Origin of the sequence: Streptomyces rhizosphaerihabitans, from assembly GCF_025399795.1 — a bacterium.
Taxonomy (GTDB): domain Bacteria; phylum Actinomycetota; class Actinomycetes; order Streptomycetales; family Streptomycetaceae; genus Streptomyces; species Streptomyces rhizosphaerihabitans.
On the sequence record NZ_JAODTZ010000018.1, the window covers coordinates 79,983 to 92,377 of the forward strand.

Here is a 12,395-nt window from a genome sequence, read left to right on the forward strand (position 1 = left end):
CCCTTACCGCCTGCGGCCCAGCAACTGCACCGCCTGGGACCGATGTCCGTTCATCGTGGCGACCTCGATCCGGTGCTCGTCCACCAAGTCGAAGTCCGACAGCAGGGCGCGCAACTCTGCGATGTCGTGGTGCCGGCACACCGCACCGTCGTCTGTGATGAAGACCCCGTACGGTGTGCCGAACAGCTGGGCATGGGCGGCGTAGCGGCTGTGATTCCGTTCGTCGGCCTGCAGGACCAAGTCGCTGACGTAAAGCAGCCCGCCGGGCGCCAGGACACGGCACAGCTCAGCAATCAGAGCCCGCTGAGCCGTCTCTTCCGGGACGCACGTCAGCACCGCGAACAGCAGGACGACATCGAAGCTCGCCGACGCGTACGTCAGGTCCGGAGGAGACTCCAGGACTTCGAAGCGCAGGTCAGGACGCAACTGGCGGCCCCGGTCGATCAGCGCTGGAGACAGGTCCACGCCGGACACATCAGAGAACCCGCGCTCGCTCAGCTCCGCCATGACGCGGCCGTATCCGCAGCCGTAGTCCAGGACCCGAGCGTTCGCACTCACCCCCGCCAGCCAGCTGAGATTCACCGGATGAGTGAACGTCTTCGTGGCGCCGACACCGTCCCAGTATGCGATCTGACTACCAAGATCCTTCATGCGAGTGCAGCATACGGTTCAGGCGACTCCGCACTCGCCACTTGATCCACTTCTGAAACAGACCCTTGTACTACAGAGGCACTTGTAGGTGATGAGGGTAGCCGCGTCGTCGCCAGTGGCTGATCTTGGCCTGGGCTCGGTGGCGGCGGAAGCGAGATCAGGCGCGAGTGTGGGCGAAATCGCCGAACGACCGGAGGATTGTGCGCACGAGGAGCTTTCGGATCTCGTTGCGGGACAGGCGAATCAGAATGATTTGTTGCACATGACCGCCCCCGGGATCGAGTGATTGGCCCGGATCACCGCCACGAGGTTAGCAGCGAGCATCGCCAGCGTTATGTGTCGATACCAGGCCGACCATTTGCGGACGGATGTCGTACTGGTCCAGTCCGCACTCATTCTTCGCGGTTTCGAAGCACGTTACCCGATCGCTTGAGCCCGCCGGCGATTAGCGAACGGCATCTTTCCCAGCTTTCGCCTGCCACCAGGCGAGCGCGCGCCGGATGGTGAAGGTGTTGGGGTGGTCTGGGCCCAGCACCCGCAGTGCGTCCGTCAGCAGCTCTTCGTAGGCGACCAAGGCACCCGCGGTGTCCCCCGTATTTCCCTGCCAACGGGCGAGGTGGTCGCGGGTGGCGAGAGTGCCGGGGTGACCGGGACTAAAGAGCCGCTCCCGGTCGGCCAGCAACTCGGGATAAGTGGCGCCGTCGAGGACGCCACCCGCCTCGTATCGCCAATGGGCCAGGTGGTAGCGGGTGTTGGGGGGTCTCGGGGTGGTCTGGCCCCGCGGCCGGCCGCGTGGTTCGGGTGGGCTCAGGAGGTCGGGGCGACGAGCATGTGTTCGGTTCCCAGCTGGTTGGCGAGGGTATCGGTGTACATGGTGGTCTCGCCGTCGGACCAGCGGATGACGAGGTCGTCGGTACGGCCGTTGCCGGTGAAGTCGCCGGTCGTCATGGCCGCGTCGTGCTTCCAGAGCCCGTTGGGGTCCAGGATGCGATGCTCGCCGCCGAGGCCCGAGGTCGTCGTACCGACGTAGTCGTCGAGCTCGCCGTCGATCCAGCGCACCATGAGGTCCCATTTCTGGTTGCCGGAGAACTCACCGGCCGTCAGGAGTGTGGCGTCGCGCCAGGTGTCGTTCTTCGGCTTCAGCTGGTGCTCCTGCCCGAAGGTGCCGGCGCTGACGTTCGTGTAGAGGGTCAGCTCACCGTCGACCCAGCGCACGACGAGGTCGGTGACGTACTTCGAGGCGGCGAAGCGGCCCGCGGCGATCTGAGTCGCGTTCTTCCAGCGGTCGTTGGGTTTGATCATCTGGGTGCCGGCCCAGTTCAGTCCCTTGGAGCCGACGTCGCCGTACAGTGTCACCTCGCCGTCAACCCAGCGGACCAGCAGGTCGAACTGGTTGGACCCGGTGAAGTCGCCCGCCGTGATGGTCCTGGCGTTCTTCCACGTGGAGTTCTTGGGCAGCAGCTGCCGCTCGGGATCGTAGCCGCCGTGTCCATTGCCGGGGTGGAGCGTGACCTCGCCGTCGGACCAGACCACGATCATGTCGCTGTGGCCGGTCTGGCGGAAGTCGCCCGAGGCCATCAGGTTGGCGTCCTGCCAGGTGGTCGCCGCGCCGGGCAGCCAGGGGTCTCCGGACGGCTGGTACGGCGGCTTGTCCTCCTCCACTTTCCGATGCGCGGCGGCGTCGGCGAACAGGTCCTGGGCGTCGTTGCCGTAGATCGGCGAGTAGGTCACCCAGTCGTCGTTGGCGTCGTTGCCGCCGCCGTTGTATCCGCCGGTGTTGCCGATCACCTTGCCGGTGCCGTTGGTGCTGTTGTAGTCCTCGATCCACGGGCCGCCGGAAACACCACCGTAGAAGCCGGTGCAGGTCATGCGCATCTGCCGGAAGCCTGGCAGTTGAGAGGTGCTGACAGGGCAGCGGACCGGCACGTGGTCGGGGTTGACACCAGCGTCGTCGGGATAGCCGATGACGGTGACCTTGTGCTTGTAGCCGCCGGCCGGGGTGAAGGTCAAAGCCCCCGTGACGTCCTCCACCTTGCCCCTCGTGTTGGGGTCGACCTGCGCGAAGGCCAGGTCCAGCTCGGAGGTCGGCTTCTTGGTGTTCGCGTCGTAGCGCGGGTCTATGTACAGGCGGGACACCGGGTACACGCCGAACGGCTGCTCGACGGCGGACCTGCCGATGCGGTACTGCGGAACGAAGATGCGGTGGGTGGCCCTCTCCAGGCCGCGGCCGCAGTGTCCGGCGGTCAGGACGATGTCCTTGGCGGCCGTGTGTACGACGCTGCCGGTGCAGTACGTCTTCGGGCCGCCGAGCGGCTTGCCGTCGAAGAAGAACGTGCCCACCATCGGGTGGCCGAGGAAGTGCTCCGGGGCGGGGGTGCCCGATGGCGGCGGCCGGTGCGCGGCGGCTGTGCCGGCCGTGATGCCGTGCTTCGCCACGGCCGAAGCGGGGGTCGGCGGGGAGCCGATCGGGACCGCGTCGTCCATGCGGTCCGCCGTCCAGTACTTCTCTTCCTCGCTCAGACTCTGCCCGTCCGAGGGGGAGGGAGAGAAGGTTGGCTCGGCGGACTGCGTCGAGGGCGCCGAGGGCGTGGCGGAGTCGGTCGGCTCGACGGCCCCCGCGACCGTCGACGGCGCCGAGGGTGCCGGCGGCTTCGGCAGGACCTGATGCCTGGTGCTGGGAGCCGCCGGTGAGGCGGAGGCCGTCGGCGAGGCGGAAAGCGCCGGGGCCGGATGGCCCGTCGCGGCCGATGCCGTCCCGGCGCCGAGAACGCCGACGCCCAGTCCCAGCGCCAGGACAGGAATCCATCTGTGTCTGGAACGCAACAAGGTGCCTTTCCGTCTTGTAGGGGGTCGTACGGTGAGCGAGCCCCGAACTCCCCTTTGTCGTACACGGGTTCAATTGCACTGTACTATCCATCAATAACTGACATATCGCCAAATAAGGGATGAGCAAGGCGATGGACCGACTCAGCAGGACCGCATGGGCGGCACTCCCTCTCCTGCTGCCCTTTCTGGCAGCCGGGGCGGCCTCGGCCTCCCCGCTCGAGTCGTCCCTCCCGTTCGGAAGCGTCCGGTCGGTGCGTCCCGGCGACACACTGACGGTCAACGCCAAGTCTGGCGAGGCCAGTTACGCCGAGACCGTCACTTCGTCCGCGTTCATCGGGGCAGGAAAACTGCGGATGATGAATCCGCTGCTGACCACCACCGTGACCGTCGCCTGCGATACCCGGCCCGGCACCTACCCGGTCCTGCTGCACGGCGCCGGAGACGTGGGCCCGGAGGAGCATCCGTTCCGTTGGGCACGCGTACGCGTTGAAGCCACCGACGAGGCGGCACGCCGCGTCTGCCGGAACAAGGTCCAGAAACTGCCCCCGCCCAGCCTGGAGGAACGCTGGGCCCCCGCCAGCACGTGGCCCCAGTCGGAATGGGACGTGCGGACCTTCCGGGCCGGCAGCCGCATCACGATCACGGACAACTATGACGAGGGATCGGACGGTGACATCACCCTCACCTCCCGCGCATTCACCGACCGCTCCGTCCTGCGCGGAGCCAGAGCCGTCCTGACCACCACCACCACCCTCAGATGCGACTCCACACCCGGCCTCTATGTCGTCTACCGGCATGACGCCGACCAGGCCGGCCCCGACAAACCATGGGCCCGTCTGCGTATCGCCCCCGCCGCACCCGGAAAGGCCTGCGCTGCTCAGCAAGCCGCAAAGCACTCAGCCGGGACATCCCGTACCGGCACGGTGGCCTGGGCCGCGGGCGGCGTACTCCTCGCTGCCGCAGCCGGCGCCGCACTTCTTCTGTGGGCCAACTCCCGCCGCACACGCTCCGCCTGAGCGCGCCTCGCCACTCGTCGGCCGGCTTGGATCGCTGCTGCTTATCACCGCGGTGGGCTGTGGTGGGCGGTCCAACGCGAAGACGCACGGAGGATTCGCCGACGCTGGTGTGGTTACGCAGCCGCGGTATCCGGCACCGCATCACCTGCACCCTCATCTGCTACCGCAGACCCGCCAAATGAGTTGATCTCCAAGAGGGCGGTTCGTGGGCTGATGTCCTTTTCTGGGTCTGGCTGTTGGCCCGGCCGAGCGTCAGAGCCGGCCTCTAGGCTGATCCGATGCTCAATCGGCCGGACATCATGATGTTGCCACCAGGGTCCCGATGGGCTGCTCAGCTGCGGTTGTGGATCGACGGCAAAGATGTGGTGGCAGACCCGGTCGGCGAGGGAGGCCGTGGCCCGTTCGCGGAAGAGGCACTGCCCACCAACGGTCGCCGCCCGCTGTGGGCGACCGCAGAGGGAAGACGTGTGGTGTTGGGGGAGCCCGAGTGCACGGGCGGATGCTGCGGCTACCTCTCGGTGTTCGTGCAGCGGCACGGGGACATCGTGGAGTGGTCCGACTGGCAGGTGCCTGGAGGTGAAACACGGCCTCCGGCATTTCACTTCGAGGCCGGGCAGTACGACGCCGAGGTGGCCCGAGCTTCGACAGATCGGTCTTGGCACGTCGCCACGGGATGATGAGGCTGACCGACTCTCACAGGCCCGACTGTCGGGTCGCCGGAGACCGACAATGGCCTCCGGTGGCCACAACTCCGGCAGAGCTGTCGGTCGCGGGGGCACGGGCTACTGCCGCCTGGCGAAGTCGCCAGTGTTGCTCTCGGCGAGGATGCCGACCTTGACCAGGCGTTCCAGCTGGCGCGGGCACCTTCGATATTCTTGGGCAGCGGTTCGTGGTCGAGGGCTTCGCAGACGTCGCGGGCCCGGAGGGGGCCCGGTGCCTCGTCGAAGGCGGCGAGGATGCGGGGGTAGTCCGGGTGTTCGGGCAGGTCGGGCGCAGAGGTCCGGGCTGGGAGGCGGTCAGCGAGAGCGGTGACGGCGATGACCAGGTCCAAGCACGTCCACGGCCGGTCCCCGCTTGCGGCCCAGCACCCGTTTCGCCACGTCCAGGCCGGTCGTGGAGGCGGGGACCCCGGCAGCCGCGTGGACACTCTGGGTGTCCAGCATCGCTGTGGCACTTTCCCCGTGCGGATGGCCATCCCGGGCTCGGTCAGCCGTGGCGTCCCGCAGCCGCCGTGAGGTGTTGCCGCCGGATCGGCAGACGTGTGCCACCTCGATGCGGAGGAAGAACCGGCCGTCGGGGTCGGCGGGATCTCGGCGCTTGGCCTGGCCGTGCGGGGTGACGTCGTGCTGGTCGGCAAGGTGCAAGAGCTCTTCGAGATCATGAGGTTGCCGCATCAGCCGGTCCGGACGGCATGTGGGGATGTGTCTTACCTGGCCGTTGCCGACAGCCTCGGGCAGCGCCCGTCCGGCCCGGGCCCGGGCCCGGCTCTCACCTGGCCAGCCGCCCCAGAAGTGACGACGCGGACAGGATGCCGAGGGCCGCGGCCACGACCAGGACGCCGTAGTCGAGGGCCAGGTGCGAGGGTGTGCCGAGCAGCAGTCCGCGCAGGGCGTCGACCTGGTAGCTGAGCGGGTTGACCCTGCTGACGGCCTGGAGCCAGCCGGGCATGACGGCCACCGGGTAGAGGGCGTTGGAGCCGAAGAACAGCGGCATGGTGATGGCCTGGGTCAATGCCGGTTCACAAGGTATTGAACCGTTCCGGGTTTGATCGAGACTCTAGATCTTGACTGTGACCTGGTGTTTTGCAGTCTTGCTGTAGTAGTTGGTTTCGTATTCGGCGGGCGGGGTGTGCCCGATCTCACCGTGGAGTCGTCGGTGGCAGTACCAGTCGACCCACTCGGTGGTTGCCAGCTCGACCTCGGAGAGTGTCTTCCATGGGTGGCGGGGCTTGATCAGCTCGGTTTTGAAGAGTCCGATCGTGGACTCCATCAGGGAGTTGTCGTAGGCGTCACCGACAGTTCCGATCGACGCGGCGATGCCCGCCCGGTCGGGGTGCTCGGCGAGCGCGAACGATGTGTACTGCGACCCGGCATCGCTGTGATGTATCAACTTGCCTTTCTGGTGCGGGTGTTGGTCTCGATCTCGCTGCCACAGGGCCATCTCGAGGGCGTCCAGGACGAGGCGGGTCTCCTTCGAGGTGGCTGCTGACCAGCCGACGATGCGGCGGGAGAAGGTGTCCACGACGAAGGCGACGTAGACGACGCCGGCGAACGTGGCGACGTGGGTGAAGTCGGCGACCCAGCAGCGGTTCGGCGCTGATGCGACGAAGTCGCGGTCCACCAGGTCCGGGGCCCGCTGGGCGCTCGCGTCGGGGATCGTGGTGATCACCTTTTTGCCGCGGACGGCGCCGGTGATGCCGAGGTCACGCATGAGACGTTCGACGGTGCAGCGGGCGACCGTGACGTCCTGGCGGTTCAGGTGCCGCCAGATCTTGCGGGCGCCGTAGACGCGGTAGTTGGCCTCGTACGCCTGGCGGATCAGGGTCTTCAGTTCGGCGTCGCGGACGGTGCGGGCCGCGGGTGCGGTCTGGCGTTTGTGGTGGGCGTAGTAGGTGGACGGTGCGATCTTGCAGTCGTGGTCGGTGAGGACCCGGCAGATCGGCTCGACGCCGCCGAAGCGGTCCTTGTGCTCGTCGATGAACGCTACGAGCGTGTGTGTGGCCGGTCGAGCTCGGCCGCGAAGAAAGACGCCGCGGCCTTGAGGATCTCGTTCGCCCGCTTCAGCTCGGCGATCTCCTTCTTCATCGCCTTGACCTGCGCGGATTCCTCCGTCGTCACGCCCGGGCGGGTCCCGGCGTCGGTCTGGTCCTGCCGCACCCACTTGCGCAGCGTCTCGGTCGTGCCGATGCCCAGTTTCTGGGCGACCGCTTTCATCGCGGCCCACTCGGTGTCGTAGTCGGGCCGCACCTCGGCGACCATCCGCACCGCACGACGGCGCAGCTCAAGCGGGTACTGGGAGGGACCTGCCATGACTCGATCCTCTCAAACGATCGAGTCCCTACCGAACCCGGAACGGTTCACCTACCCCGACCAGCACGACTACCAACTCGGCGCCTGATCAACGGCCTTCACTCGACAGGATCCGCACCCTCGGCCAGGTGCCGGCCGATCCGGTCGATCACTGCGGCGTGGTGGGTCAGGCCGTGGGTGTCGACTCCGCCTGTGATCTGCCGGCCGTCGTGCGTCATGCTGGTCATGTCCGTCCTTGCGTGTCCCATCCGAGGGCGGCACGCGCCGGTCGGGCGGGTGGACAAGACAGTGACGGGGCTTCTGGACCAAGCTCCCATGAAGTCACAAGCGCCCGTCCGGCCGCGTGCGTGGTGGCACCCGATGGGCCGACAAATCCCAGACAGGACAGTCGAAACGTCAGCCAGTCGGAGGGTCGGACCCACCAGCAGCGTCACCACGTCACATCCTCACTGTCAGTCGGCGGCGAGCAGGTGGGCGGGGGCGATCCGGGACAGCCCCCGGATCGGGACTGTCAGAGCCGCGCTCACCAGGGCGGTCGCGGCAAGCGTGGCCAGCAGTGCGGCGCCGGCGACCGCAAGGAGGTGTCCGTGCAGCACGCCCTGACCGAGCGACAGCACCACGAGCAGGCCGGCCACCGCGCCGGTCAGGCCGCCCAGCAGAGCCAGTCCGATCCCCTCGTACAGGGTCAGCATCGCCAGCTCGCGGTTGGTCCAGCCGGTCGCCCGCAGCACCGCGAGATCGGCGGCGCGCTCGCGCTGCGAGATGATCAGTACGTCGATAGCGCCGGCGGCACCCAGCAGCAGGGAGAGGGCGACGCTGAGGTAGTCGGCCCCGCGTGCCTGCGCCACCACGGCGTTGCCGAGCAGCGAGCCGGCCGCCTCGCCGCGGAAGGCCAGTGTCAGGGCGAGCAGCACGGTGAAGGCGGCCACTCCCAGCGCCAGCCCTGCCGCGCCCAGCAGCGTGCGGCCCCGCACCCGCAGCAGGTTGAGCACGGCCAGTCCGGCCACCGAACCCACCGGGCGGGAGCGGCGGGCCGCGGTCACAGGGGGTCGGACGGCTGCCATAGGCCCCAGCCGGGCGGCGAGCCAGGCGGGGATCAATCCCGCCGCCAGGGCCACGAGGAGCGCCACCGGCAGGACGAGGAGTGACTTGGCGCCGGCGCCGGGCTGTCCCAGCATGCGGCCAAGGGCGTAGGCGAGGACCGTGCCCGCGGCTCCGGCAGCGAGGCCGATGACCGCCAGTTCGCCGAGGACCAGGCGGAGTACTTCACCGCCGCTCCAGCCCAGGCAGCGCAGCGTGCCGATCTCGGTGCGGCGTGAGCGCACCGAAGCCAGCGCCGCCTGCCCGAGGAAGAGCGCGCACACGACGAGGACCAGTACGAAGAGCACCGCGCTCTTGGTGTCCACCGCCCTGAGGATCCGCAGTGCCACGCCCTTGGCGACCCAGCGCTCCGTCACATGCGCCGAGGGACTCAGCGCCACCGTCTGAGGGGCGGGGGAACTGCCGACGGTGACGTCGACCTGGAGCCGGGGGTAGGCGGCCCGGATCGCCCCGGCCACGGCGTTCACCCGCGCACGGGAAGCGGTGTCGACGCCGCTCACGCCGGCCACCCGGATCCTGATCGCGCTGACCGGCGCCTTGTCCTGCAGGCTCGGGACCCGGCGGCTCTTGGTGAGCGCGGTGATGGAGTCCATCGTCGTCAGCATGGTGGGCGGCGGGCTGGCGTAACCGCCCAGGTTGCGGTCGGGCCGCAGCGGCTTGTCGTGGAGCACCGCGCGCGTGGCGGGGTCCGCGCCGGTGACCTGTGGCGACTGGTAGGTCTCCAACGGGACGTCGGACAGTGTCGAGAAGCCGCGCAGTTTGCCGGTGTCGTAGCGGCCGACCAGGCGGACGAAGGGATTGGGCAGGCGCCCGGAGTCGACCTGGTCGCAGTATCCCAAGCCTAGGCAGTCCGTGGAGGCATGGCTGACCACCTTCCGGTACTGCTTGCCCTGGTTCTCCTCGGGGACGTAGGGGACGGGCCGCTGTCCTTGGTTGGTCACCCACAGGCCGGGCTTCTGCCGCGGCTGTGCCTGCACGGCGAGGCCGCCGTCGGATGTCCGGCGGTAGGTGACAGGGCCCACCGTCCAGTAGGCGCCGGTGTCGAAGGAATCCTCCTCCAGCGCCTTCCGGTAGCCCTTGCTCAGATCGACGCCGACCTTGCCCACACGGGTCCCGTGCAGGCCGCGGACGAAACTGGCGGCTGTCGGATTGCCCAGTTTGGAGGGCAGCTCGGCCGGGTCACCGACATCGAGCCGCTCGACGGCGGCGTTGAGCGTTCCGGCGGTCAGCGGGCTGCTGCTGAGCAGCGCCGGGATGTACGAGTCGTGCTGTCCGTGGATGCTCTTGGAGGACGGCAGCGTCCACGGCTTGTCCTGCTCGGTGAGCATGCGGCCCGAGGCGATCGCGCCGCCCAGGCCCACCAGGCGGTTCTCGGCCTCAGGATCGACGGCGGACAGCAGCACGGGGTAACTGACCGGAACGTCGATGGTGGCCTTGCCCTGCCCGGACTGACAGTTCATCCACGAATTCAAGTCCCGGTCGAACGCCGACCTGTCACTGAGATCCTCGGCGATGAGGTTCGGCCTCATCGGCAGTTGCAGGTTGAAGTCCGTCTGCTCGGTCTTGTCCCGGTTGAAGTAGAAGCAGACGTCGTACTTACCCTTCAGCTGATAGCGCTGGGTGCTCTTGTCGACCGCACCCTTCTCCAGGGTGTCGGACTGGAAGACCTGATCCGACGACGACCCCGACGTCAGAGGGGAGCGGGTGAGGTAGACGTACTCGTCGGAGGTGCGATAGGCGCCCAGTCCGGCCGTGAGCGTCGGGCTGATGCGCAGGATCTGCCGGGACGCCTTGCTGTCCAGGAAGCGAGAGACGTCCACGGTGACGGTGCTCATCACCATGAGGTACCCGATGTTGGCGACCGGTGCGGCCACGTCGATCCCGGCCATGCCGCGGATGCGCCGGTACTGGTCCATGGTGATGCCGCCGAACGTGCCGGACAGGAAGTTCGGCTCGACCAGTCCGCTCTGCCGTTCCACGTCCGTCTGCGAGTTCGGCGGGCGCACCAGGACGTCGTAGGCGGACCGTGCGTTCTTGCGGACCGTGCCCACGGTGGTCGCCCTGCTGGTGCTCACCGTCGCGGTCAGCAGGGTGAAGCTGGTCGCCGCCACCAGGATGCCGGCGGCCAGGGCCAGCGCCCGCCCGCGCCGCCGCCGGAGCTGATCGAGGATCATCGTTATCACGGGCGCAGGCCCCCCAGCCGGTTCAGCACGTCGCCAGACGGCGTGACCCGCTGGTCAGAGGTGATCCTGCCGTCCTGCAGACGCACCACCCGGTCGCCGTTGGCGGCGACCTCCGCGTCGTGGGTGGCGATCAGCATCGTCATCGCGTACCGCTCGCGCAGCGACATCAGCAGATCGATGATCTCCCGCCCGATGACGCTGTCCAGGTTGCCGGTCGGCTCGTCGGCCAGCAGCAGTCCCGGCCGGTTGACCAACGCGCGGGCGACGGCGACGCGTTGCTGCTGACCGCCCGACAGCTGCGAGGGCAGGGCGTCGGACCGGTCTCCCAGGCCGACCGCTTCGAGCAGTTCCATGCCGCGCTCGCGCCGGTCGAAGTCCACTCTGCGGGGCAGGACGGGGGCGAGCACGTTGTCCAGCGCGGTCAGCGCGGGCAGCAGATGGAAGCGCTGGAAGACGAAGCCGATACGCCGCCGGTGGCGGTCGAGGTTCCGGGGCACCAGCTCCGTGCCGTCGATCTCGACATGCCCCTCGTCGGGCTGGTCCATACCGCCCGTCACATGCAGCACGGTGGACTTGCCGGCACCGGAGGCCCCGGTCAGCATCACCACCTCGCCGGCCGCGACCTCCAGGTCGATCCCGTCCAGAGCGGTCAGCCCGGGATACCGGCGGCTCACCCCGCGCAACGCCACGCTCACAGCCATAGATGCAGCCTCACCCTCATACATTGTCGCAATTCAAGGGTATGTTGTCACAATGCAGAAGGGAGCAATGCCGAAGGGAGAGGTATATGCCGCTCCACCACGCAGTACTCGCGCTGCTGACCCAGCGGCCGAACCACGGATACGAACTCAAAGCCCGGTTCGAGGAGGCCATCGGCCCGCAGTGGGGTGGCCTGAACATCGGCCACCTCTACCAGATCCTCGAACGGCTGGTCCGTGACGGCTATGTCTCACGCTCACAGGTCACGCAGACCGACCGGCCCGACAAGAACCTCTACACACTCACCGAGGCCGGCAGGACCGAGCTGAACACGTGGGCGACCAGCGCCTGGGTACGTGTCGGCGGCTTCCGCGACGAGCTGTTCCTGAAACTCCTCGGCGCCGTCGCCCTGGGCCCGCACGCCCTGACCACACTGATCGAGGCACAGCGGCAGACATACCTGTCCGAACTCGCCGGCCTGGCACAGCAACGCCGGGCCCACGCCGCCGAGCCGCTGGTCGCGGTCCTGATCGACGCCGCCATCGCGCACACCAAGGCCGACCTCGGACTGCTGGACAGCGCCTCGGCACACCTGGCGCCGCTCGCCGCGGCCCAAGACGCACAGGCGCCACAGCGTTCACAGCCCCAAGGATCCGGCGGTACGGACACCACCAGCGACGACAGCGGCAGGAGAGGACGCCGGTCGGAGTCCGCATAGCCGACGCCACGCGCGTTCAAAGGTGGTTACGGCGATGAGCGCAGCCGTCACCCGGCTCACAGCACGCGCTTGCGCGGCGACGACCGGACCCCGCACCCGGCGATGTGAAGCGACGGCGCATGCGATCCGGGTTGGGTGCGGTTCCTCCGGAGTGATGGACTGATCGAGAGCG

Annotated in this window: 10 protein-coding genes and 3 pseudogenes; 3 read left to right on the forward strand and 10 right to left on the reverse strand. The window is 68.2% G+C overall.

Going from position 1 to position 12,395, the window contains the following annotated elements; all coding sequences use genetic code 11:
- Nucleotides 1-3: 3 nt before the first annotated feature.
- From N4G66_RS19770 to N4G66_RS19785, 4 genes and pseudogenes are all read right to left on the reverse strand, one after another.
- Nucleotides 4-651 carry a class I SAM-dependent methyltransferase gene (locus tag N4G66_RS19770; RefSeq protein WP_261705453.1) on the reverse strand — a complete coding sequence of 216 codons (648 nt, stop codon included), beginning with the start codon at nucleotides 649-651 and terminating at the stop codon, nucleotides 4-6.
- Nucleotides 652-894: 243 nt separating this feature from the next.
- A pseudogene (locus N4G66_RS19775) lies at nucleotides 895-1,063 on the reverse strand (IS701 family transposase); the annotation flags it as partial.
- 33 nt (nucleotides 1,064-1,096) lie between these two features.
- On the reverse strand, nucleotides 1,097-1,333 hold the full coding sequence (locus N4G66_RS19780) for a tetratricopeptide repeat protein (protein WP_261705454.1): 237 nt from the start codon (nucleotides 1,331-1,333) through the stop codon (nucleotides 1,097-1,099).
- A gap of 125 nt (nucleotides 1,334-1,458) precedes the next feature.
- Complete coding sequence (locus tag N4G66_RS19785; protein WP_261705455.1) at nucleotides 1,459-3,135, reverse strand: trypsin-like serine peptidase; 1,677 nt, start codon at nucleotides 3,133-3,135, stop codon at nucleotides 1,459-1,461.
- Between N4G66_RS19785 and N4G66_RS19790 the strand changes: the two genes are divergently transcribed.
- Both N4G66_RS19790 and N4G66_RS19795 read left to right on the forward strand, forming a co-directional pair.
- Complete coding sequence (locus tag N4G66_RS19790) at nucleotides 3,134-3,316, forward strand: hypothetical protein (protein ID WP_261705456.1); 183 nt, start codon at nucleotides 3,134-3,136, stop codon at nucleotides 3,314-3,316. The two genes, N4G66_RS19785 and N4G66_RS19790, sit on opposite strands and share 2 nt — an antisense overlap.
- Nucleotides 3,317-3,608: 292 nt before the next feature.
- Nucleotides 3,609-4,493, forward strand: coding sequence for a hypothetical protein (locus N4G66_RS19795; RefSeq protein WP_261705457.1), 885 nt, complete (start codon nucleotides 3,609-3,611; stop codon nucleotides 4,491-4,493).
- Between the two features lie 1,018 nt (nucleotides 4,494-5,511).
- On the opposite strand, the pseudogene N4G66_RS19800 reads toward N4G66_RS19795, so the two are convergent.
- From N4G66_RS19800 to N4G66_RS19825, 6 genes and pseudogenes are all read right to left on the reverse strand, one after another.
- Nucleotides 5,512-5,656 (reverse strand): annotated as a pseudogene (locus N4G66_RS19800) (IS5/IS1182 family transposase); the annotation flags it as partial.
- A gap of 325 nt (nucleotides 5,657-5,981) precedes the next feature.
- A pseudogene (locus N4G66_RS19805) lies at nucleotides 5,982-6,218 on the reverse strand (ABC transporter permease); the annotation flags it as partial.
- 51 nt (nucleotides 6,219-6,269) lie between these two features.
- Nucleotides 6,270-7,522, reverse strand: a protein-coding gene (locus N4G66_RS19810) for an IS3 family transposase (protein WP_261705458.1) whose coding sequence is annotated in 2 segments (ribosomal slippage) — nucleotides 6,270-7,240 and nucleotides 7,240-7,522 — 1,254 coding nt in all. Because the reading frame shifts where the segments join, the coding sequence is not laid out codon by codon here.
- Between the two features lie 98 nt (nucleotides 7,523-7,620).
- Nucleotides 7,621-7,749: a hypothetical protein gene (locus tag N4G66_RS19815; protein WP_257040128.1), complete on the reverse strand. Its 129-nt coding sequence runs from the start codon at nucleotides 7,747-7,749 to the stop codon at nucleotides 7,621-7,623.
- 225 nt (nucleotides 7,750-7,974) lie between these two features.
- Entirely contained in the window at nucleotides 7,975-10,797 is a 2,823-nt protein-coding gene (locus N4G66_RS19820; protein WP_261705459.1) for an FtsX-like permease family protein, read from the reverse strand.
- A 5-nt stretch (nucleotides 10,798-10,802) separates the two neighbouring features.
- Entirely contained in the window at nucleotides 10,803-11,507 is a 705-nt protein-coding gene (locus N4G66_RS19825; protein ID WP_225900152.1) for an ABC transporter ATP-binding protein, read from the reverse strand.
- Nucleotides 11,508-11,593: 86 nt separating this feature from the next.
- Here N4G66_RS19825 and N4G66_RS19830 point away from each other — a divergent pair, with 86 nt between their 5' ends.
- Nucleotides 11,594-12,223 carry a PadR family transcriptional regulator gene (locus N4G66_RS19830; protein ID WP_143600109.1) on the forward strand — a complete coding sequence of 210 codons (630 nt, stop codon included), beginning with the start codon at nucleotides 11,594-11,596 and terminating at the stop codon, nucleotides 12,221-12,223.
- The last annotated feature ends 172 nt before the right edge of the window (nucleotides 12,224-12,395 follow it).